The following is a 21,714-nucleotide window of genomic DNA, read 5'->3' as shown; positions in this document are numbered from 1 at the left end:
CCCCGGCAGCAGGCTTGAGGCATGCCGAATACCCCGCCCAGCGGCCTCGGACACGTCCCCGTCGCCGTCTATGCCTGCGCCGCCGCGCCATCCGCCGTGTACGAGGCCGAACGACACGCACGCCACTACTCCGACGCCCGCCTTTGGCGCGTGGCCGGAGCATGGATCGACAACGACCCCACCGTGGCCCTGGACAGCCGACCGGGCTGGTCGGCCATAACGAGTGCGCTGTCCTCCGGCCTGATCCGCGGCATCGTCGTCGCGGGTATCTCCCACATCGCCACCGACGCCGTGCGATTCGCCGCCCTCGGCGTCCTCGTCCGCGACCGCGGCGGGTTCCTCGCGAAGGCGGTGGCCGGATCCCTCCAGGTCCCGGAAAACCACGCCTCCCGCATCGGCCGCGAGCGGAGCACCGAGTGAACAACCGCCACTGGACCGAGACTCCCGGTGATCCATCCGGACGTTTACGGGCTGAGGTCCAGCCAGCCGGGAGGCGGCTGTGACGGGGCGGGCGATGGGCTGGCTGGCCCGCTTCACGGGACCGCTCCTGATCGTGGTGATCTCCGCGTCCTGCGGCTTCGTTCTCGGCGTGGCCGTCTCCGCCGTCCCGTCATCTCCCTGAACTCCCTCTCTCTGCCGGTGACCGCGCCTCCCCTCGACGGCTTCCCTCCAGCCGCATGGTCCTGGCAGAGAGCGGGCCACCGGCCCGGCCATGCGCAGGGCTCACCCACTCCACGACCGGAAGGCGGACCCGCCGTGTACGCGTTCGGCCTCTGCATCGACCGGCACTACCTCACCCCCGGCCTCGCCGTGATCACTGGCCTGGCGGACAGCCTCACCCCCAGCGCCCGCAGAGACGCGGCGCTGCGCGTCCTCACCCTCGACCTCGCTCCGGCCCACGCCCTGCTCCTCTCCCACCTCGCCAGGCGGGCGGGCTTCGGCTCCTTCGACCTCGCGCACCGCGCCCCGCTGCGCGTCTCACGGATGACCGACGCCTCGTACATCACCGTCACCACCTACCTGCGGTTCGAGTTCACGGCCGCGTTCGTCCGCCGCCCGTACCTGATCTACGTCGACGCCGACACCCTCGTCCGTGGCGACCTGTCCACCCCGCTCAACGCCCTTGGACCCGGTGAACTGGGCGCAGTACCGGACGAGTTCAACCCGGTCGTGGGCGAGTGCCCCGCCCTGCCCGGCGCCGCCGAACGCTGGCCGCGCCTCAAGGGCCGCCCTTACTACAACGCCGGTCTGCTGTGGGCCCACACCACCGACCTCCCGGGCATCCGCCGCGGCGTCGCGCGCGCCCTGGTCCTGCAGCGCCGGCACATCCTCCACAACGACCAGGACGCCCTGAACCTGTGGCTCCTTCACGCCGGCCGCGTCCGTCCGGTCGACCCTGGATACAACCGTTTCGAAGTCGGCCGGTACCTCGAACGCGGCAACTGGGTGCGCCGCGTCGTCACCCGCTCCCTGCGCCCCGACCCTGCCGCGCCCCTGGTCCACTTCGTGGGCCCCGAGAAGCCCTGGCAGGCGGTGTGCCCGCGCACGGACGACGTCCGGGAGTACCGCACCCTCCTGCGGCGCGCCCTGCGGCACACCCGCGCGCTGGGTGCCGCTCATCCCGAGCCTGTGGGGCTTCGATGACCGCTCCCTCTCTGATGGTCTCCCGCGCCTGCGCCACCCTTCTCGGCACGTCCGCCCGAAGCGCGGAGCGCCTGAAGACGGGTTCCCGCACCGCCGTGTACAAGGTCGGCCTTTCCGACGGCCGGAGCGTCATCGTGAAGCTGTACGCGCCCACCGCCAGCCGCAACGCGATCACCGAAGCTACGGCGATCCGAGCCGTCGAGGCCGCCGTTCCGGTCCCGAGGGTTCTCGGCTGTGGCGCCGTCTCCGATGCCGGGGCCACCGCGCTCGTCACGGCCGACCTCGGCACTCGCACTCTTGGCACCGCGGTACGTTCCGGCCGCGTCCCGCACGCCCAGGCGCTCAAGGACCTCGGCAGCATCCTCGGCCGCCTCCACCGGGCTCCGGTCGCGCGGTCGGTTCCGCGACGCCCGTTCTTCGACTCCGTCTCCTCACTGGCCCGGCGCTGCCCGTCCGACCTGCTCGACCGGATCGCGCCCGCACTCGCCCTCATCGCCGACACCCCCGACACGGCACCAGCAGTGTGGTGCCACGGGGACCTCCACTTCGACAACATCGTCCTCTCCGGTCCCCGGCACACGCCCCACCTGGTCGACTTCACCGACGCCGCCCCCGGCCGAAGGGAATCGGATGTCGCCCACGCCCTCGTCATGACCGCCGCGCACACGCCGTGGGACCGCGACGCGCTCACCAGCAGCTACCCCCTCGCCCTGGACGACGCCCGCCTGTCGGCATGGGTGGTCTTGATCACCGTCCGGTGCTGGGCCCATTCCATACCCGGCAAGGACCGAGCTCTGTGGTCGAGCCGACTGACCGACCTCACCCGCCGGACACCCCATCTCTTCCGTACACCGAGCACGGGAAGGACTCCCCGATGACCAACCCCGGGCTGACGATCGTCATCCCGGCCCACAACGAAGCCGCGTACCTGCCCCGCTACCTCCCCACCGTCCTCGCCTCCCTCTCCCATTGGGAAGCGAGCAGCGGCGAGCGGGGAGAGGTGATCGTGGTCGACAACGCCTCCACCGACGCCACCGCCGACACCGCGGCCTCCTTCCACGTCCGCGTGATCAGCGAGAGCGTCCGCAGCATCGGCCGGGTCCGTAACAGCGGCGCCGCGACGGCCCAGGGCCGGCGGCTGTTCTTCACGGACGCCGACGTCGCCCTGCCCGTGGAAGCGATCACCGCCGCCGCTGCCGCGATGGACAGCGGGGCCGCCGGCGGCGCCATCCCGCCTCTCTACACCCCAGAGCGGCTCGGGGCGCGGCTGCTGTGCGCGTACTGGGACCACTACCGCGCCGTCCACGGCGGCGCACAGGGCGTCGCCCAGTTCGCCACCGCTGCGGCCTTCAAGGCGGTGGGCGGGTACCGCGACGACCTGTACATGAGCGAGGACGTCGACTTCTTCGCCCGCCTGACCGCCCATGGCCGTGCGACCGCCGCCCCCGTCGCGATCCTGGACGAGCTGCGCGTACGCCCCTCCACCCGCCGCTACGACCAGTGGTCAAGCCTGCGGATGCTGTGGTGGCAGAACCCCGTGACCGCCCGCCTGCGGCTCGGCTCCGCACACAGGTGGCGCCACTGGTACGAGACCACCGTCCGATGAACCAGGAGCCCCCCGTGGCCATAACCCTGCCGGTACCGGACGCGGAAGGGATCTACACGTTCCCCGACGACCTCGTCCGCGCCCATCAGGAATGGACCGACCACCTCGTCGGACGCCACCGCGCCCACGACCATCGCACCATCGAACTGATGGCCCCCCACGACGGCCACCCCTACTTCATCGAGAGACGCCTCCCGGCCGGACGCCCCGTCCTTGCCATCGAACCGCACCACGACGACTTCGCGCTGTCGGCCTCCGGAACCTTCCTCGCCCACCCCCGCCCGCTCACCGTGGCCACGGTGTTCACCCGTTCCACCAGCGTCCACCCGGCTCTGGAGAACGCCTACACGACCGAGGCAGCCGTGTCCGACCTGCGCGACCGGGAAGGCGCCGCCGCGCTCGCCCCGCTCGCCGCCACCCGGGTTCTCCTCGACCACAAGGACGCCGACCCGCCGTACCAGCCCTACAGCCAGGACCGTCTGGAACGGATCACCAGCGAACTCCGTGAAGTCGTCGACGCCCACCCCGACGCCGAACTCCTCGCGCCGGCCGCCGTCACCCGCCACCCCGACCACCTCCTCGTACACGAAGCCGCGGTCCGCCTCGGATGCCGATGGTTCTGGGAAGACCTCGCGTTCTGGTCCACCTACGCACTCGCCGGATGCGACCAGCACCTCTTCCGCGCCCGCACCGGCCCTGCTCTGATTCCCGAGCTGGTCGACATCAGCGACGTGATCCTCGACAAGGCCACCGTCCTGCGCATGCACGGCTCGCAGATGTACCCGGCCCGAAAGATGTACCGGCCGATCCGGCACGCCTGGACCACCGCCGCCGACCTCCTGTCCGGCACCGGAACCTACGCGGAACGCTTCTACCGGACGGAGTCACCGTGAAGATCATCGCCCTCGAAGGGCCCTCGTACGCCGGGAAGTCCACCGCGCTGGAGCACCTGCGCGACCATGGCATCGAGGAGCGGGCGTTCGTGTCGAACTGCTACGTCAAACACATCGCCCACCGCGACGACATCCCGCCAGCCCGCACCGACTCCGCAGCCGCACAACTCGCCGCGTTCGAAACGTTCATGACCATCGAGAACACCCGCGTCCGAGCGGCACTCGCCAGCGCCAAACCCCTGGCGGTACTCGACCGGTCCGTCGACACCCTCCTCGCCCACGCCCACGCCCACGACGCCCTGTTCGGCTACGACGTCCACCACCAACTCCGCGACCGGCTCCAGACGCTCCCCTTCCTGCGCCCCCACCACACCCTCTACCTCGACGTACCCGCCGAAGTACTGAGCCTGCGCCGCAAGACAGCCGGACACACGGCCGCGGAATCCGACTACTTCCTCCACGAACCCGCGTTCCTCGCCCACACCAGGGACTACTTCGTTGCCGGAGCACAACCGCCGGTGTCACGGGAGGTGACCATCGTCCCCGCCGACACCGACCCGGCCGACCTCGCGCACACGGTGGAATCACTCGTCACGCTCTGGGCAAGGTGACCGGCCGATGCCCACCGCCCTCTTCGCCTGGCGGCGCACCCCGCCCCCGCTCCTCATCGGCGGGGCCGAGGTCACCCAACGACTCCTCGCCGAGGAGTTCGCCGCGGCCGACTGGCAAACCGTCTACCTGGGCTCCCACCAAGCCCCCTGGGACCAGACCACACAACTCCCCCTGATACGAGCCTTCCTCGACTCCCACCACACCCCCTACGAGGAGACGCGGGGCGAACTGCGCTACCGGTGGAACGGGGTGGACTGCATCGCCGTACCGCAGCACCAGACCGCATCCACCCTCCACAACCTGCTGTCCGGGCTGCGGCCCGACATCGTGTTCACCTCACAGGAGGGCGCGGCCGACCTTGCCGCACAAGCCCGGCCCACCGCACTCGTCGCGGGCATCCTGCACTCCGTGTCGAAGACCGGACTCGGCGTCCTCGCCAGCCACCCGCACCACGGCCTCGCCGTCTCCGAGTTCGTCCGCCGACGAGCGCCTCATAGCGGGGCAACTCAAATCGCAGTCTTCTACCCACCGTTCACACCGCCCCAGCCCAGCCAGTACCCTCCGCACACCAAGTCGGTGCTCATGGTCAACCCGATCCCCGCAAAGGGTTCCGACCTCCTGCACCAGATCATCCGCGTCATGCCGGAACAGCACTTCACCCTGGTCGAAGGCTGGTGGAACACCGCCGACCGGTTCACCGCCTACCCCAACGTGACCTTCGTCCCGCGGGTCTACGACATGAGCCCCCTCTACCGCGGCCACCGACTTCTCCTGGTGCCCTCCACGGTGGAGGACGCGTTCCCCCGCGTGATCATCGAAGCCGCGCTGCACGGGACACCGAGCATCGGCACCGACCGGGGCGGCATCCCCGAAGCCATCGGCGGGGCAGGGATCGTCCTGCCCCGGACGGCAGGACCGCAGGCGTGGGCAGACGCCATCCGCGCCGCCGGCCACGAGACTCTGGGAGAGCAGGCCCGGCAACACGCGACGCGTCTCGCCCGTCCGCGCCTGCCGGACCTCGAAGCCCTCGGGATCTACCCCGCCACGAACGCGCCCTCGACCTGATCCAGCCGCTCCGTCCACCAGTGCAGCAGCGCCTCGTCCGCGGTGAACAGCTCATCGCAAGAGAAGTCACCACGGTCGTAGTGGAACTCCAACTGCCAGAAGTCCGTCATCCGCTTCCACCACAGCCTGCGAACACCGTCCGCCAGCGCCGCAGCCTCCAACGGCATCACGGACCGGTACCCGCCCACGAACGCCGAGACACGCTCCAGGTCGAACACCCCGCCCACCCCGAACTGCACCTGCGCTGTCCGCGCGACCTCTTCCGCGTACGGGCGCACACCGACCCGGTCCCAGTCCAGGACGGCGGCAAGCTCCCCGCCCTCCCACAGCAGGTTCCGGTACTGGACGTCACCGTGCGTCCACCCGTGCGCGCCTTCAGGTGTCGTGTGCTGCAGGCGGCGGTCGGCGTACCTGACGATCAGCGCCCGACGGTGATCGAGAGCGGCGGTGACCACCGTGTCAAAGGAACTGCCGGTCCCTTTGTCGGCCACTGCGGTCGACAGCCGGCGGGACTTCTCGATGGCTCGTTCCGGCGACGTGACGTCCGCGGTGACCGTGTCGGGCACGGGGGGCAGCAGACCCCGACCACTGGCCCGGCTCAGGCTCACATGCAAGCGACCCAGGTGGACACCCAGCGAGGCCGCCTGAGCCAAGCTGAGATCAACACCCCGAACATGAACGCCGACCGCCCACGGGAACAGACACCAGACGGCGTCACCGACCTCAGCGACCAGCGAACCAGCGTCGGTGGCGACGGGAGCACTCACCGGAATGCCGTCGTCGGCAAGCGCAACGAGCACGCCGAGGTTGCGGCTCAGCCGGTCCGGCGACACATCGGTGACCCGCTTGAGGGCGAACGCCCCGACCGGGGTGTCCACCCTCCAGTTTGCGTTCATCAGCCCCTCGGCAAGGTAGCGGCGCTCCCGCACCTCTCCGACGCCGAAGGCGTCGGCCAGCTCGGCGAGAACGCCGCCGGGGATGTCGGTCCGGTCGACCACGGTCCCATCAGTCACCCGAGGGACGATACGCGAGCACGGCACACCCAAGCATGATGATCAAGCGTCTCACTCCGAGCGCAGCCACGTGATCACCGGCTTGCACCTGCGGCGGCGCACATCGTGCGGGCCAGGCCGATGCAAGCCGGACTGGCCTTCCGACCACGACGGGCCTGAGCCGTCTTCTTATGAGGGGTGAGGTTCCCCCCTCGCTGCCAGTAGACGGTCCAGCGCTGGCTCACCCTTCGTGGCCTGGCTGGAATCACGCGGCAGCTCACTGCCTTGCGCCCAGCGAATCCGGAGGGTCGGCGGCCGGGGCTATGGTGGCCGGTACTGTCTGATGCAAGGTCAGCGCTGAGTTGGGGTGAGTGATGACGGGCGTCGAGATCGCGGTCGGATACGTGTTCGTGTGGCTGCTCCGCAAGGCCAAGCGGGTCGGTGAGCGTGCGGACGCGGAGGTTGACCGCTCACTGGACGCGGGGATGAGCCGTCTCCACGACCTGGTCAGCGGCAGACTCTGCGACGACCCTGCACTGACGCGAGCGGCCGAGGAAGCCGAGCAGGGGCTGCCTGAGCCTACAGAGCGGACCCGGCGGCAACTTACCGATTCCCTGGAGGAAGCTGCAGAACGCGACTCTGGCTTCGCTCAAGAGTTGGAGAAGCTCGTGAAGGAGCTGCAGAACACCACGGCCGCAGCTCCCGGAGCCGACGGAATGGCGGTAACCGCTGGTGGAACCGCAGTCGGCGGGAACGTCGACATCCACGCCGAGAGTGGCTCGGCGGCAGCGCTGACCATGGGAGACGTATCGATCGGGTCTGTGGCAGACCCTCGCCAGCCGGGTTCGGAAAAGGGCTGACCGTCCCCGGCACCAGCAACGCAAGCCCGCGCCCCGACACAACAGCCACCAGTGTGGTCGTCACCGCAGCAGACCACAGCGTCGCCGCCGGGCGCATCGACCAGGTCAACCAACACCTTCACGCCGCGCCGCGCGTGCCAGCCACATGGCCGTATCAGGTCGGGGTGATCCCATCGCAAGCGGAGTGGTTCCAGGACCGGGTCGAGACCAGCGGCCTGGCTCAACTGCTGGCCGACGGTGGAACCGCGGCCGTCGAATCTGCAGACCAAGTGCCAACGGGCGGGGTCCTGGCAGGGATGGGCGGGGTTGGTAAGACTCAGCTGGCCGCCCACTACGCGCGCACTGCATGGCGGGCTGGCACGCTGGATCTGCTGGTGTGGATCACTGCGAGCAGCCGTAGCGCCGTCGTAGCTGGCTATGCCCAAGCCGCGGTAGAGATCTTGGGCGCCGACTCCGGTGATCCGGAGGCGGCGAGGACGTTCCTGGCCTGGCTGGAGCCCAAGCCGCAGCCGAGCCCGTGCCGCTGGCTCGTGGTTCTGGATGACGTCGCCGACCCCGTCGACTTGAGGGGGTGGTGGCCGCCAGCCAGCCCGCGCGGCCGCACCCTGGCTACCACTCGCCGCAAGGACTCCGCCCTGACCGGGGCCGGTAGACGCCTGATTGAGATCGGTCTGTTCACTGAAACCCAATCCCTGACCTACCTCACGAGTGCTCTGGCCGACCACGGCCGTACCGAGCCCGAAGAGCAGCTCACCACCCTCGCCCGCGACTTGGGCCAGCTGCCGCTTGCGCTGTCCCAGGCTGTCGCCTACCTCATAGACGCCGGCATCAGCTGCCAGGAATACCGGGGCCTGCTGGCTGACCGCACCCGTTCCCTGGCCGACGTTGCCCCCGACGTCCTGCCCGACGACCAAACCCACACCGTGGCTGCCGCCTGGAGCCTGTCCCTCGACCGCGCCGATACCTTGCGTCCCGCTGGTCTAGCCCGGCCGGTGCTCCAGCTTGCCTCGACCATGGACCCGAACGGTATTCCTGAACACGCTCTTACCAGCCAACCCTCCCTCACCTACCTCGCCGCTCACAGAGCTTGCTCTGATGGCGATCAGGCAGAGCACAGCGTCTCTAGCAACGAAGCACGTGCGGCCCTGCGAGTCCTGCACCGTCTCAGTTTGATCGAGCATTCACCGGACGCGATCCACCCACGCGTTCGAGTCCATCAACTCATCCAACGCGCCACACGCGAATCATTCTCACCCATCGATCACGCTGATGCGATCCGTTCAGCCGCTGACTCGCTTTTAGCTACCTCTAACGAATACCGGGACGACAAGGCTCATAGGGGAGAATTTCTCTCCAATGCTCAAGCTGTCATTCAGAACGCACAAGGCGATCTGTGGGCCCCTGAGCCGCACCCGTTGCTCCTGCAGCTTGGCGCCACCCTCGGAGCCGATTGCCAATTCGATGCCGCTCAGCATCATTTTCGCCAACTGGTGAAGGTGGCCAACCGCCGACTAGGTGCGGACAGTCGACACACGCTCGCGATGCGATACAACCTCACCTATTGGCAGTGGCGCGCGGGAGACCTGGGTGGCGCTTCAGTCGCGCTCGAAGACCTGCTGGGCGACACACGACGCATAGTCGGGTCGTCAGACCACCTCACGTTGGCAACTCGCCGGGTCCTAGCCAACGTCAGAGGAGAAGCCGGAGGGGTATCCACTGCCATAGCAGAACTCGCGGAAGTTCTTGAGGATGCCGTGAAGGGCCATGGGGCAACCGATCCCTTTTCCATGGACGTTCGCCATAACCTTTCCTACTGGCAAGGGCTGGCCGGTGACACGACGCTGGCCACGGACGGCATCAAAGAAGTGCTCTCCATGCGCCACCAGGAAATCGATCCCGAACGCATGACGGAAGAGGAATTCGAGGCAATTCTGAGCGGGCTCACCAGCCTCATCGAACAGCGCGGGAGAGCTGGAGACGCGGCGGGAGCAGTTGATCAATACGTCGAACTTACCGATGGGCTCGGCCAGCATCTGGGCTTGAACCACGGAACCGTCCGTTCCCTGCGCACAAGCCTTGCCTGGTGGAAGGGATGCTCGGGTGATATCTCGGGAGCAATCGCGGACTATACCGCCCTCCTGGAGGAGGAATCAGACCTTGAGGTCCATCATCCGAACATTCGAGCCCTCCTTCATAATCTTGGTTACTGGAAGGGCAAGTCCGGCGACCTCACGGGGGCTATAGCGATCCTCTCGGATCTTCTGGAAAGAGGGATTCGAGAATTGGGCCCAAATCATCCGGATGTGCGACTCACCCGCCTCGCTCTCACCAAGTTCCACTGGGCCGCCGGCACCATACTGAAATTGCCGCCTCATTAACATGCCCATAAATCAACGCAAACTGCCCCGCCGAACGTACACGGGTAGCCCATCTCCCGATCTCCCGATCTCCCAAAAGATCAGCGCTCCGGCACGAACTCCGAGCTCATCCGCACTCCGGGCTCAAGATCCGCTTTGGGGCGAGAAAGGAAGCGCGGGCACGCAGCACGGGCTGCAGCCTCGGCGATGGGTCTGATGCAGGGTTGGGTGACAGGTCAGGTTGGGTCACGCGGCCTGGAGGGCCGGTGTGGTCATGACGGTCTCGAATTCGACGGGGGTCAGCCGGCCGAGTGAGGCTTGTCTGCGGCGTCGGTGGTAGGTCCGCTCGATCCAGGTCACGATCGCGATCCGCAGCTCCTCGCGGGTGGCCCACGCCCGGCGGTCGAGGACGTTCTTCTGCAGCAGACTGAAGAACGACTCCATAGCCGCGTTGTCGCCTGCCGCCCCGACTCTCCCTATCGAACCGGTGATCTGGTGCCGGTCGAGCGCCTGGACGAACTTCCGTGACCGGAACTGCGATCCGCGATCGCTGTGCAGAACGCACCCGGCGACGTTCTCTCGGCGGGCCACGGCGTTGTTCAAGGCTGCGACGGCCAGGCGGGACTTCATCCGTACGTCGATGGAGTAGCCCACGATCCTCTTGCTGAAGACATCCTTGACCGCACAGAGGTACAACTTCCCCTCACCCGTGGCGTGTTCGGTGATATCGGTGAGCCACAGCCGGTTCGGGCCGTCGGTGGTGAAGTCCCGGCGGACGAGGTCGTCGTGCACCGGCGGGCCGGCCTTCTTGGTCCGGCCGCGCTTCTTGCCGAACACGCTCCACCAGCGGTTGTCCCGGCAGATCCGCCAGGCGGTCCGGTCCGCCATGCCGGATCCCGCGCTGCGGGCTTCGTCGGCCAGGAAGCGGTAGCCGAACCCCGGATCCTCACGGTGGGCGTCGAACAACGCGTTCGCGCGAGCGGCCTGCTCGAACTCGGCATCGGTCACCGGCCGCTCCAGCCAACGGTAGTAGGGCTGTCTGGCGAGCTTCAGGACCCGGCACATCACCGTGACGGGCACACCGTCCCCGGCCAGCTCTTTCACAAGCGGGTAGATCCTTTTCCCGGCAGATGCGCCTGCGACAGGTAGGCCGCGGCCCGGCGCAGGACCTCGTTCTCCTGCTCCAGCAGCTTGATCCGCCGACGTGCTTCCCGCAGTTCCACGCTCTCCTGGCTGGTCATCCCGGGCTTTGTCCCGTCGTCGATGTCCGCGCGGCGCATCCATTTCCACAGCGTCATCGCGTGGACTCCGAAGTCGGCGGCCACCTGCTCCACCGTCACGCCCGGGCCGCGGTTCCTCGCGACCCGCACGACGTCTTCGCGGAACTCTTCCGGATAAGGCTTGGGCACAGCGACATCCTTCCCACCCGCCCCACAGGGCAAGCCAGTTCAGATGTCACCCGATCGTGCGGCAGACCCCTGCGAAAGCGCTGCATCGAGGTGTACAGCAAGACCAAGGTTGCAGAGGACTTCGTCCCGTCAGACCACGCTGTGGGAATCACCATGTGGGGCACCGGCTTGAAGATCGATGTCGTACCGGTGCTCTATACCGGAGAGCCGGACGACAGGGGCTACCTGGTGACCAGCCAAAGCATCTGAATCGCCCCGCTGAACGGCGGTCCCCTCGCCGCGAAGCCGCAGACCTCTGTCTGCAGTCGGGCGCCGCGGAGATGCCGCGCCCGGCAGGCCGAACGCGGCATCTCCCTGATACTCAAGTCAGCACGAGAAGACGGACATGTGGACAAGGTGGAGCAGCTCGCGGACCAGCCCACCGGCCAACGTGGCGGAAGCAGCGTAGAACGCTGCTTGCCCGAGACCCTGGACAAGACGGTGGTGGGCACATCGCCGCTTCAGGGCGGGGCGGTGCGTACGGTGGGGCATGACGGTCTCCGTTCAGGGGATGAGTCGGCTGCCCCGCACCGCGTGTTCCTGGCAGGGATACGGTGCGGGGCGCAGTTTCTGCTGGTCCCAAGCCTTATGGCTGACGTGCGCTGAATGCAGCTTCGGGGGCTCGAATCTCGATGTAAGTTCGGCTCCATGAACGGGAATCGGGCCACCACGTGGGCCGAGGGAACTTCGGCCGATCTGGTCGCCGACGCGCTCGCCCTGGGCGTGAAAGCCAGTCCCAGGATGGTGACCTCCTGGGTCGAGGACGGCATGCTCGCCAACCCCGAGCCACGCAAGACCAGCGCGCACGGCAGCAATCCGCGGGTCTTCCCCCCGGAGCAACGCGAGTTGTTCACCAGACTTCTCGAGGCTCGAGAGCGCTCCCCGCTGGGGCGCATCCCGCAACGCTCCCTGATCCGTATCGTGCTGTACCTGTGGCTGATCGACGACACGATCGTGCTCACCCCTCAGGCGCGCCGCGCCTGGCGTACCCATGCACGCGCCACCGGCCAGACGACCGCCGTCCGGCGAAGCCAGAACGTCCGCGCCATCGTCGAGCAACTTGCCCACCCCTCAGCCACCCTCAAGCAACGGTGCGCCGCCCAGCTCGTCCTCGAGGAGGGCGAACGGACCGGCCGGATCGACATCAACAGACTGACCGCGGTCCTCACGGAGTTGCACTCGCCCTGGCCAGTCCAGCCAGGCATGCCGAGGATCGAACGAGCCCTTCCCGGCCGTTCGGGCCGGTCTCCGTCCAGCACCACATCGCCATATGGAAGGCCCGCCAGCAAACAATCCGCCGCCTCCGGCACGAGGAGATCGACGAAACCGAACTCGACCGAGTGCGCGCCGTCTACAGACCGATGTGGGCCGACTACCAGGCCCGTCGGCCCACCATGGCGACCATCGGCGCCGGAGAGTTCGCGGCGTACTTCGCAGAGCCCGACACCATGGAGGGCCGCGCGATCGAGGCGGTCAATGCCTTTGTGGAAACACTCGCCGGCGAACTCGGGCTGATCGAAGCCGCGTCCCATGCCGCAGAGACGGCACGCCTCAGACTGGCGCGCTGACGGCCCCGACGCCGGTCCACCACATCCTCGCCGAGGAAACCGACGGCACCGAGCAAGCCTGGATCGACTTCACCGGGGCCGCGCAGGTCGCCCAGCTCCAGCTGACCGTCAACCGCAAGGGCCGACGGACCGTCGAGATCGTCTACCTCATCACCAGCGCGGACGTCCGCGCCGCACCCATGGAACTCCTGGCCGCATGAACGACGACTTTGCCGGGACCCTGATTACACCTCCCTCATCCTAGGGAGAATGATCTTCGTCGGACAGGCGGACGGATCGCTCGTCACCACGGTGACATGGCGACGACACAACGATCTACGAAGACGGCCAAATCGAAGGAGCAGCATGGAACCCCGCAGCGCAGCTGCTGTCGGCAGGGACTTCCCATACACCGCGAAGACCCTGTGCTACATAGAAGTCGCCAAGGACGGAACGGTGTCCCACGGCGTTGATGCCGACGCTTACGCGCGGGCTCGCAGCGGAGAGTCGCGACTGTTCGCCGTATGGCCGGGCTCGTGGCGAAGCGACCTGTTCGTCATCGACGACCTCGACGAATACGCCCGCGCACATAGGCTACTCCACGATCAACAACGCACCGGCCTCGCTGACCACGAGCACGCCGCCCGCTGGACGCTGGACCCCAGCGAGAAGAAGCCGATGGGCATCTACATCACTGTCCGCGTTCATCTGGACTGCGGATGCACCATCAACGACCTTGACGCGTTCGCCAAGCAGATGCGCGCCCAGCAGGGCTGGGACATCGCCACAACTAGCGGGTGGGGCGGGAGCAGCACATCAGGAACCTACATGCGCGTACGTCGCAAGAGCCTGGGCTCCTGACCGGCCCCTCGTGCGTGCGCGATGCGTGAGCGGACGGTCCGGCACGGGGCGTCACGAGCGGGATGGGGTACGACACCGCAGGGCGCTGTTCAGGAAGAACAGTGCCCTGCGGCAGGGCGGAGCACTACCCGGCAAGGATTCGATCCCACTCCTAAAGCGGGGCTCCCCGGAATCATCGTCCGCAGGCTGGCCAACAGGTCCACCTGCTCGCGCCGGCCTCCGGGTCGGAGTCGACACGGCCAGCGGTGAGCCTTAGCCTCACGCCATGAGTGACGCACTCGAGGCAGAGGATGCCGTCAAGAACCGCTGTCTAAGAGCAGCCCGCATGCTTGCCCCATGCGTGAACTACTTCGTCGAACGGGTCTCGTTCGGGGCCGTGGACGACGGTGATTGTGTGGATGTCTTCCTCAGGGAGGGTCCGCACAAGCCAGACGTCGTGATCTCGCTTACCGATCTGCACCACGCCGAGACAGAAGATTCGATCGCGGTCCAGGGATCCTTCATCGACGAGATCCTGGTGGAGTACCTCCCGCGACTGCCACACCCATGGCCTGACGATGCCATCGGTCTCATCGACCGCTCTACCGATCTCCCCGAGTTGATGCGGCTCCGGATCGCAGGGCCTTCGGAGGTCGACGTCGTCGCATCCTGCCTCACCGTCTACACCGCGATGAGCGACGACGAAGCCAGCTTGCCGCTACATGGATGAGCAAGGCCCAAGCGGTCGCTGTACCGCAGCGAAGTACAGCAACCACAGCAACCGACCGACCCCAATCATCAGCACCCCGCAAAGGCCGTGGAGGGGCTGGTATGACCGTCAGCGACTGATCTCCATAGAGCTACCGCTCAGATGCTGCTTTCTGCTGGCCTGGGGATTCCGTGACTCTACGCGTCGTCGGTAGTGGAACGGCCACTAAGCTCGATTCCTCGGATGCGCTCAAGCCATCGCGTGACGGCGAACATCGCTACGCCGCAGCCGCCAACCCATCCCCATCCCTCCGTCAGGAGTGTGTGCAGTCCGTCGTGCCGCGCAATGTAGATGACGAGAAGCCCGGCTGGGATGCCAATGAAGGCTTCTCTCCGCGTCCGTGAAGAGAGCATCCAGTCCACGGGGCGCCAGACCCCGCCCATGGCGTCGTGCAGCCGGTACCGGATCGCTGCGACCAGAAAACCAAGCGCGTGTTGACGCTGCTCACGCAACGTAAGTCCAACGCCGTTCTCCGGATCGCCTGCGAGATGCGCACGCCACTGGCCAGTGTCACGCCGTCTACCTGCGAGCTTGGAAGCCCAGCTTGTGATGCCCCAGGCGAAAGGTGATCGCCCACTCCCTCTAGCTGATGCTCTCCTTGGTTTTGTGCGCAGGCTCATCTCGGCGAAGTGAAGGGCGAGAACAGCCACAACCCCAAACAGTGAAGAGAGCGGAGGGGAGATTCCGATACTCAGAGCAGCAGATGCTGCCGCAGGTCCGAGTAGCAACTTTACAAAGAGAGGTGATCGCCTCGTGCGATAGTACGGCCTGACGCGGAAATGTGTCCGTGCGCTGAGGAGAAGTACCTCTCCCTCGCCAGTTGTCCCGATCAGGGCTCTCACGCCTGTCGGTGTCTCGATGACAATTGGACGCTGCCTAGCCTTGGTGATGGGTACCGCGCCCGGGCTTACCGTCTTCACATGGTCAACGAGGCGGGCAGCTTCGCGCCTGGGCATTGCACCGAGATCGCGCTGGGCCTTATCTGAAATCCATAGGCCCGCATGCCTGTTCGAAGGAATCACGCGGCCCCTCCGGCCAAGCGGATTCCAAAGCGACGTGCCCGGCGGGCTTCCAGTGCCGCAGTGGCCTGCGCACGACCGAGGCCTGTCAGTTCATAGTAGCGACGTGCGGGACGGCCCGGATGAGGAGTGGACTCAGGCCAACTGTGCACCCAGCCTCGCCCTTCGAGGCGGTCAAGGATCGGATAGACCGTCCCTGGTCCGAGGTCCGCCTCACGGCAGATGCTCAGCCCCCAGGCAGGGGCGTCGTCCATGGATGCCAGAAGCACCTCCAGGACACCAATTGTCGGCTTCGTCAGCCGAAGGTTTGCCATGCCTCCAGTAGAGCATGTATCGAGTACGAGCCACAAGCATATATCGAGAACAGACTACGTTTCGCGCGTTGATCTTGTAACTCTCGCTGGTTGGCCGCCACGGGTTGCCCTGGCCGGCATTCCGCAAGCGTGGCCGAGGCCGACTTGGGTGCAACGGGACATGCACACGTCCGATCGATTGGACACGCCTACTGTCATGGCTGACCGTCTTCGGCTGAGGTTCAGGCGGGGCGTGTCGAAGGTCCCGGCCGTCAGCCGAGCGCGCCCAAGCTGGACCGCCTCTGGGCCGTCCGAGGTTGCTCAGCAGCGGCCAATGACGACCAACGACGACGGCCAGGCCCATGAGCTCACCGTCCCTGAGCCGGGAAGCGGCAGGCCGCCAAGATCTCCGGCAAGACCCAGGGCAAGAAGACATCAGACCTTTGGCATCGACCGGTCGAAAGTTACACGCCGTTAGCCCAGGGCCCCGCAGCCATCATCGCGGCGGGCCATGGAGCCGTCCGGCCGCTGCTGGAACAGCTGACCGGCAGCCACTGGCAGCTCTGCGCGGAGCGTCGCTTGCAGTCGGCATCCATCGATACTCGCCACCTCCGCAGGGCCTGACCTGCCGAGCAGAAGGCTGATAACCCATCAGAACGAGCGTCAAATGAGCGTCACGAGCGTCATTTCAGCGTCGAAATTTCGCCCGTAACGCCCACACCGCACATAATGCGCACCGACGAAACTGCAGGTCAGGAGCCCTTAGCCGCCGGTTCCAGAATCGCCACGCACTCCACGTGATGCGTCATCGGAAACACGTCTACCGCAGCGCGACTGCACGCCAACGCACGGGGTGCTGCGGCATACCCCCGGGTACGCGGCGCGACGCGCCCGCATGCGGGGCGGCGGCGGTGCTGTCCGGTGTTGCCGGTGGACGGCCGCGTGTGCCGTCCTGGCGCTTCTGACCGTCGGCCACGCCCCTCGCCGCCTGCGCACGGCGCGAACGCACCCGCTCACGACCGCGGCGGCGGCCGCCAGCACGCCCAGCGCCGTGGTGCGGCCGAGTCGCAGGATCGTGTTGTGCCCGCTCGCCTCCGGTACCGGCGGCAGGCCCCGGCGCCGGCAAGCGGGCGGAGTGGCGGCGGCCGCGGCACCGTCGACGACCTGGCACTCGAAGCGGTTGGTCTGCGCGTCGCCGTCGCGCGCGACGACTGGCCCATCGGCGACATCGTTTCGGTCGCGCTGGACGAGTGGCTCACCGGCCGCGGTTTCTGAGCCCGACTGCATTACACGAGGTGCGGCCGCCCCGCGCCGGCGTGCGGCCGCACCTCGTGCCGACTGTTCCAATAGCCCAGTAGGCGGATAGCTATCCGCCTAGCCGGACCGACCGGAGCAGCTCTCGTGCCTGATCACTCCCCCTACGCCCGCCGACTGCGTGAAATCGCCGACGCGCTCGACGCCGAGTTCCAGCCAGCCGACGACGCTCTCACGCCGCAACGGGACACCCTCGACGTCATCAAAGACCGGCACACCACGAGAGGGCAGCTCAACCATGTCGTCCCTGAAGTTCTTCACTTCCAGCGCCGGATCCGCCGCTGCAACGCCGACACCGACGCGCAGTCCGTCTCGTCCTGGGTCCACGAAGCCGTGGACGCCGGCGATTGCGTGCCGGATCCCGCGCGTGTGATCCGGGTGCCGACCGTTCACGCCGCCTCTGCTGTCGATGTCACTGGTTCATGGCCTGCTGGGCGGCTTCCGTCTCGGTGGTGGCATCGGCCGTGGTGAGCGTGCCGCCTGCGGTCTCCAGATGTGCCCGGACGAACCACTGGAACTGCTCCAGGTCGCGCAGTTGCTCGATCAGCAGGTCCTCGGTGGCCGGGTCGATCTCCCCCACTGTCTTGACCGCGGCGCGCAGGTCCTCGATCAGTCCTGTGTACACGAGGTCGAGCGCGCCCAGGTGGGCGATGGCGTCGGCGCGGCCGACGCTGTAGTCCTTCCAGGTTCGCTCTTCGACCAGCACGCCCGGGGTGCCGTGGGCAATGCCTCCCAGGGCGGCGAGGCGCTCGGCGACGTCGTCTGCCATGGCGCGAACGCGGTCGACCTGCGGGTCGAGCATCTCGTGCACGGCGATGAAGTGCGGGCCCACCACGTTCCAGTGGACGTGCTTGAGGGTGAGGTGGAGATCGTTGAGGCTATGCAGGCGCTGCTGGAGCACCTCGATGAGCGAGCCGGCGTCCTGCACGGTGAGGCCCGGGACGGTGTAGCGGGGGGTGACCTCGGAAGGCATGGCCATGTCTCCTGTTCTCGTGTGGTTTGCCCCCTCCCGGTACCCGTGATCGAAGGACACAACCACCGCAGCCTCCTCCGGACCGGACAGCCCTCCCGCCTCGCCGGGCTGCGCGTCTCTGGGTACCTGGCGTCAGACCGGCTTCACCTGGCCCAGTGGTTCAGGACCGCGGTGACGAACGGAATCGGGGCTATGCGGTGCGGGATGCAGGGAGGCGAGGAGATCCGCCAGGCCGCCGGGAGCCCGTCCGCGCAGGCGGGCCGCAGCGTGCACGGCATGCTGGTCGGTACGGGCGATCCGGTAGCCGCCGCGAACAGCCGGGCCGCGAGGTCGCGGTCTTCGCCGGTAGGCAGGGGTGCGAAGCCGCCCACCCGCAGGTAAGCGGCGGCGGACACGCCCAGGTTGGCTCTGCGGAGGCGTCGTTCAGGTCACCGGGAAAGCCGGTTCAGGGGGCCTGGCAGGCGCGCTCCGTCCAGTCCAGCATCCGACAGCACCCGGGCCCCGCCACTTCGGGGAGCACGCCCATGAGAGCCGTTGGCACCGATGCGCAGGGGCGCCCGGAGCGCCGCGCACCGTTGCCACTCGATGCCGATTACCTCACTACAGGACTCACCGAAATCTATGTTGGTCAGAGTAGACATTAAGAGATCGCCTGGATATGGTTTCTCTCGTAACCAGGAAGACCGCAGGGCCGGGCAGAGATGAACTGCCTGGCAGCAGGACGTAGTTGCAGTGCGCATCGCGGTGCGGTGGTGGAGTTGCGAAGCCAGAGTTGTTGCAGGAAGGCGACGGGACTGACGACCGGACCGGGCGGCCCGCAGTGATCAGGGGCCGCCGCGAGCAGGACCGCAGTGGCAGTCAGCGGTTCCCCGGTAAATGGCGTCGGCTGCGGGCGCGCGTGCCGGGAAGTTCAGCAGTGGGGTTCCAAGCCGGAGCAGATGCGCGACGGGGCCGGCTGCCGAAAGGGTGGCGCTTCCCCAGGCCATCAGCAGTACGCATCACCCGCAGTACAGAGCAGTCCGCAGTACGCAGTCCCATGAGTAAGTGTTGGCCAGAGGGATGAACGGAGGAATCTCGCGCCATCAGGATCGCCCGGGCGGAATGGCTGAGCCCGGGTACCGCAGGACATCGATAGTGAGGTGGTCTCCGGTCAAGCAACCGCGATCCCCGCGCACCCGACAGCATCTCGGTCGGATCCGCGGAAACAGAAGGCCGGCCAAGTTCTAGGGCCGGCAGATGGTGTGCAGTTCCTTCGGGGCCCTGGTGCCGGTACGGCACCAGGGCCCCTCGACGCGTTCCAGGAAGAGGTGCAATGACAGCAGACGACTCGTTCGACCGGCTCGACGATGACGACTACCCCGCCTACACGATGGGCCGGGCCGCCGAGATGCTCAACACAACCCAGGGCTTCCTCCGCGCCCTCGGCGACGCCCGCCTGATCACCCCGCTGCGCTCCGCGGGCGGCCACCGCCGCTACTCCCGCTACCAGCTGCGCATCGCAGCCCGCGCACGGGAACTCGTCGACAACGGCACCCCGATCGAAGCCGCCTGCCGCATCGTCGTCCTCGAGGACCAACTCGAAGAAGCCCAGCGCATCAACGCCGGGCACCGCCGCGCCACCGAAGCAACGAAGCCGACAGAGCGCCCGTGAGGGCGCCGGGAGCCGCCGGAAAGTAGCCGCGTCGGAACTCCTCCGTGGATGCCCCGGCCTTCAGGCCGGGGTGGGGGTACCTCCCGCTTGCGGGGGAGAAACGGACTCCTGCGGAGCCGGGCAGAGGGATGGGATTCGCCGTCAGGGCGAGCATTCAAGCACCGCTTCCATCGCCCGATACGCAGCTACTCTCCATGCCCCGGCCCGCATCGCGTAGTTCGCCTGCCAGGGCCTGGTCTGCCGCGTGGCCCGGACGGCGGCCTGCCGTTCGTAGAGTTGCTGCGGCAGGAAGGCCGGTGTCCGCCGGTCGCTGCGGGTGCAACCGGACTTGCTCGGGCACTCGCCGCAGTCCGCCATTTCGTTCTTCAACCGCCTGCTGGTCACCTGGCACAGCGCCGCACCGCAGCTGGGTTCCTGCTTCACCGCGCTGCGTGGGCACAGGTTCGGGCAGTGGTCGGCCGGCGCACCTTCGTCCGGTGTTCCAGGGTGCTCAGTCGGTCGCTGGACCGGCCGGTTTCGCAGTGCGGCGCTGGGCCCGGATCGCTTCCTCCAGGGCGATGCGGATACCAAGGTTGAGTTCGCCGCAGGACACCCAGGCGGTGAGGAGTCCGGCGATGCGGGGCAGCGTGACGCCAGTGCGCTGGGAGACTTCCATCAGCACGGTCCGCGCCTGGTCAGCGGGCAGGCGTCCGAGCGCCATCACAATGCCCACTGCCTGCTCTCTCACCGTGTTCGCGCCCGGGTTTTGCGGCACGCCCGGTCGCTCTGGCAGCGCCCCCACCTCATGTGCGGTGGCCGCGGTGCGCGGGATGGTCGTGGTGGTCGACTGCTCGGAGTCCGGGTCACCCTTTCGGTCGTGGCCGGAGGCCAACAGCTCCCGCATCCGACTCGCCTCCTCGTTGATCTGGGCCGATGCCGGGCTCCCGCCGTACGCTGAGCGGGTCGCCCGAGCATGGCAAGAACGGCTGCCAGGGTTCGCCGTGTGGGGATCTGCATGGCCAGAGGAAATCGCAGCAGGCGGGGTGATCCCCTGCTCGGCGTGCGCCTCCGGTCCGAAGCACTGATTCGCGTATGCCCCGCCGTCACGTCAGCAAACATCGGCCACCAACGGGCCCACGGTGTCTCTGGGCTTCCCTGGCGGGCTCGGGATCCAAGGCCAAGTTCGTTCAACACGCTTAACTGACAGAGAAGTTGCTCGTGCTTCGTCAGGGGCGGCAATCGGCCGGTTCGGAGCCCCGCGACTCTCAGTGACAAGCCAGGGCCGCCCTCGCCGGATAATCGTTGCTCCGCGGCGTCAGCAGCGGCCAGGACGCCCAGGGTCGCCAGGACAACCACGACGACCAGGAGCACAAGGGCCACGGAAGCGGGCGTGGGGTAGTGCCACAGGACGAGGGCCAGGGCACCGGCCGCGATGACGACGACCGTGGTCAGGGGCCTGTGCATACGCAGCCACTGTCCGACGGCACCTGGCTTCAGTCCCGTCCGGGCGAGGGCTTGCCCGGCAGTCCGGGTGCTTCGGGCGGCGGCTGCGCGCACGGCGACGGCACCGCGGCCGTGTCCGTACAGATACCCGGCGATCACGGTGAGCAGTGCGGTGAGGAGCACGGTGAGAATGGTTTGCCGGAGGAACCTCACCAGGGTGTCGTAGAGGGCTGCTGCGGCGTCCTGCGACTGGGCTGCCGGAGGCACCGCGTCCAGACAGATCTGACGGATCACGGCGAGTGCGATGAGCAGCGCGCACATCATGGCGCCGATGCCGATGCCTGCGGCCATCAGCGCAAGCCGGTGTGAGGGTGCCGCCCAGATGCCCAGCCCGGCGAGCACAACCACC

Annotated in this window: 23 protein-coding genes; 16 read left to right on the top strand and 7 right to left on the bottom strand. The window is 67.5% G+C overall.

Annotation, left to right across the window (positions count from 1 at the left end):
* Positions 1-21: 21 nt before the first annotated feature.
* The 8 genes from ACFYW8_RS43670 to ACFYW8_RS43635 all read left to right on the top strand — a co-directional run bounded on the left by ACFYW8_RS43670 (position 22) and on the right by ACFYW8_RS43635 (position 5,820).
* On the top strand, positions 22-420 hold the full coding sequence (locus ACFYW8_RS43670; protein WP_389093349.1) for a hypothetical protein: 399 nt from the start codon (positions 22-24) through the stop codon (positions 418-420).
* 79 nt (positions 421-499) lie between these two features.
* A complete protein-coding gene (locus tag ACFYW8_RS43665) occupies positions 500-622 on the top strand; it encodes a hypothetical protein (RefSeq protein ID WP_369479571.1) in 123 nt (40 codons plus the stop codon).
* Positions 623-756: 134 nt separating this feature from the next.
* Positions 757-1,644 carry a glycosyltransferase family 8 protein gene (locus ACFYW8_RS43660; RefSeq protein WP_389093343.1) on the top strand — a complete coding sequence of 296 codons (888 nt, stop codon included), beginning with the start codon at positions 757-759 and terminating at the stop codon, positions 1,642-1,644.
* Positions 1,641-2,522: a phosphotransferase enzyme family protein gene (locus ACFYW8_RS43655; protein WP_389093339.1), complete on the top strand. Its 882-nt coding sequence runs from the start codon at positions 1,641-1,643 to the stop codon at positions 2,520-2,522. The genes ACFYW8_RS43660 and ACFYW8_RS43655 overlap by 4 nt, the downstream gene beginning before the upstream one ends.
* Positions 2,519-3,250 (top strand): glycosyltransferase, encoded by a 732-nt coding sequence (locus ACFYW8_RS43650; RefSeq protein WP_389093334.1) that lies wholly within the window; start codon positions 2,519-2,521, stop codon positions 3,248-3,250. The genes ACFYW8_RS43655 and ACFYW8_RS43650 overlap by 4 nt, the downstream gene beginning before the upstream one ends.
* Positions 3,247-4,143 carry a PIG-L deacetylase family protein gene (locus tag ACFYW8_RS43645; RefSeq protein ID WP_389093330.1) on the top strand — a complete coding sequence of 299 codons (897 nt, stop codon included), beginning with the start codon at positions 3,247-3,249 and terminating at the stop codon, positions 4,141-4,143. Before ACFYW8_RS43650 ends, ACFYW8_RS43645 begins: the two co-directional genes overlap by 4 nt.
* On the top strand, positions 4,140-4,754 hold the full coding sequence (locus ACFYW8_RS43640) for a hypothetical protein (RefSeq protein ID WP_389093325.1): 615 nt from the start codon (positions 4,140-4,142) through the stop codon (positions 4,752-4,754). Before ACFYW8_RS43645 ends, ACFYW8_RS43640 begins: the two co-directional genes overlap by 4 nt.
* A 7-nt stretch (positions 4,755-4,761) precedes the next feature.
* On the top strand, positions 4,762-5,820 hold the full coding sequence (locus ACFYW8_RS43635) for a glycosyltransferase family 4 protein (protein ID WP_389093320.1): 1,059 nt from the start codon (positions 4,762-4,764) through the stop codon (positions 5,818-5,820).
* Here ACFYW8_RS43635 and ACFYW8_RS43630 read toward each other — a convergent pair.
* Positions 5,790-6,833 carry a phosphotransferase gene (locus tag ACFYW8_RS43630; RefSeq protein WP_389093316.1) on the bottom strand — a complete coding sequence of 348 codons (1,044 nt, stop codon included), beginning with the start codon at positions 6,831-6,833 and terminating at the stop codon, positions 5,790-5,792. The two genes, ACFYW8_RS43635 and ACFYW8_RS43630, sit on opposite strands and share 31 nt — an antisense overlap.
* 353 nt (positions 6,834-7,186) lie before the next feature.
* Between ACFYW8_RS43630 and ACFYW8_RS43625 the strand changes: the two genes are divergently transcribed.
* Both ACFYW8_RS43625 and ACFYW8_RS43620 read left to right on the top strand, forming a co-directional pair.
* Positions 7,187-7,672, top strand: coding sequence for a hypothetical protein (locus ACFYW8_RS43625; RefSeq protein ID WP_389093311.1), 486 nt, complete (start codon positions 7,187-7,189; stop codon positions 7,670-7,672).
* Positions 7,673-7,725: 53 nt separating this feature from the next.
* The gene (locus ACFYW8_RS43620) at positions 7,726-10,050 is read left to right on the top strand and encodes an NB-ARC domain-containing protein (RefSeq protein WP_389093307.1); all 2,325 of its coding nucleotides are present in this window, start codon (positions 7,726-7,728) and stop codon (positions 10,048-10,050) included.
* A gap of 225 nt (positions 10,051-10,275) precedes the next feature.
* Here the strand turns inward: ACFYW8_RS43620 and ACFYW8_RS43615 are convergent.
* A protein-coding gene (locus tag ACFYW8_RS43615) for an IS3 family transposase (RefSeq protein ID WP_389093303.1) occupies positions 10,276-11,438 on the bottom strand; the annotation gives its coding sequence in 2 pieces (ribosomal slippage) (positions 10,276-11,151 and positions 11,154-11,438; 1,161 coding nt in all).
* A 90-nt stretch (positions 11,439-11,528) separates the two neighbouring features.
* On the opposite strand from ACFYW8_RS43615, the gene ACFYW8_RS43610 reads away from it, so the two are divergent.
* From ACFYW8_RS43610 to ACFYW8_RS43595, 4 genes are all read left to right on the top strand, one after another.
* Positions 11,529-11,687 carry a hypothetical protein gene (locus ACFYW8_RS43610; protein WP_389093298.1) on the top strand — a complete coding sequence of 53 codons (159 nt, stop codon included), beginning with the start codon at positions 11,529-11,531 and terminating at the stop codon, positions 11,685-11,687.
* A gap of 1,130 nt (positions 11,688-12,817) precedes the next feature.
* A complete protein-coding gene (locus ACFYW8_RS43605; protein WP_389093295.1) occupies positions 12,818-13,045 on the top strand; it encodes a hypothetical protein in 228 nt (75 codons plus the stop codon).
* A 345-nt stretch (positions 13,046-13,390) separates the two neighbouring features.
* Positions 13,391-13,885: a hypothetical protein gene (locus ACFYW8_RS43600; protein ID WP_389093289.1), complete on the top strand. Its 495-nt coding sequence runs from the start codon at positions 13,391-13,393 to the stop codon at positions 13,883-13,885.
* Positions 13,886-14,150: 265 nt separating this feature from the next.
* Positions 14,151-14,594, top strand: coding sequence for a hypothetical protein (locus ACFYW8_RS43595; RefSeq protein WP_389093286.1), 444 nt, complete (start codon positions 14,151-14,153; stop codon positions 14,592-14,594).
* 1,057 nt (positions 14,595-15,651) lie between these two features.
* Here the strand turns inward: ACFYW8_RS43595 and ACFYW8_RS43590 are convergent.
* Positions 15,652-15,906: a PadR family transcriptional regulator gene (locus tag ACFYW8_RS43590; RefSeq protein WP_389093375.1), complete on the bottom strand. Its 255-nt coding sequence runs from the start codon at positions 15,904-15,906 to the stop codon at positions 15,652-15,654.
* A gap of 1,119 nt (positions 15,907-17,025) precedes the next feature.
* On the opposite strand from ACFYW8_RS43590, the gene ACFYW8_RS43585 reads away from it, so the two are divergent.
* Positions 17,026-17,220, top strand: a complete 195-nt coding sequence (locus ACFYW8_RS43585; protein ID WP_389093282.1) for a hypothetical protein — start codon at positions 17,026-17,028, stop codon at positions 17,218-17,220.
* 99 nt (positions 17,221-17,319) lie between these two features.
* Here ACFYW8_RS43585 and ACFYW8_RS43580 read toward each other — a convergent pair whose 3' ends face one another.
* The 3 genes from ACFYW8_RS43580 to ACFYW8_RS43570 all read right to left on the bottom strand — a co-directional run bounded on the left by ACFYW8_RS43580 (position 17,320) and on the right by ACFYW8_RS43570 (position 18,627).
* Complete coding sequence (locus tag ACFYW8_RS43580) at positions 17,320-17,652, bottom strand: hypothetical protein (protein WP_389093279.1); 333 nt, start codon at positions 17,650-17,652, stop codon at positions 17,320-17,322.
* A gap of 19 nt (positions 17,653-17,671) precedes the next feature.
* Positions 17,672-18,232 carry a Dps family protein gene (locus ACFYW8_RS43575; RefSeq protein ID WP_389093371.1) on the bottom strand — a complete coding sequence of 187 codons (561 nt, stop codon included), beginning with the start codon at positions 18,230-18,232 and terminating at the stop codon, positions 17,672-17,674.
* A gap of 143 nt (positions 18,233-18,375) precedes the next feature.
* Positions 18,376-18,627: a hypothetical protein gene (locus ACFYW8_RS43570; RefSeq protein ID WP_389093276.1), complete on the bottom strand. Its 252-nt coding sequence runs from the start codon at positions 18,625-18,627 to the stop codon at positions 18,376-18,378.
* A 917-nt stretch (positions 18,628-19,544) separates the two neighbouring features.
* On the opposite strand from ACFYW8_RS43570, the gene ACFYW8_RS43565 reads away from it, so the two are divergent.
* Complete coding sequence (locus ACFYW8_RS43565) at positions 19,545-19,883, top strand: MerR family transcriptional regulator (RefSeq protein ID WP_365881480.1); 339 nt, start codon at positions 19,545-19,547, stop codon at positions 19,881-19,883.
* Positions 19,884-20,373: 490 nt separating this feature from the next.
* Here ACFYW8_RS43565 and ACFYW8_RS43560 read toward each other — a convergent pair whose 3' ends face one another.
* Complete coding sequence (locus tag ACFYW8_RS43560) at positions 20,374-20,766, bottom strand: ANTAR domain-containing protein (protein WP_389093268.1); 393 nt, start codon at positions 20,764-20,766, stop codon at positions 20,374-20,376.
* Positions 20,767-21,714 lie beyond the last annotated feature (948 nt).

The organism is Streptomyces sp. NPDC002742, from assembly GCF_042888885.1.
Taxonomy (GTDB): Bacteria; Actinomycetota; Actinomycetes; order Streptomycetales; family Streptomycetaceae; genus Streptomyces.
Note: the sequence above shows the minus strand (reverse complement) of the source record. Positions and strands in the feature narration are given on the sequence as shown.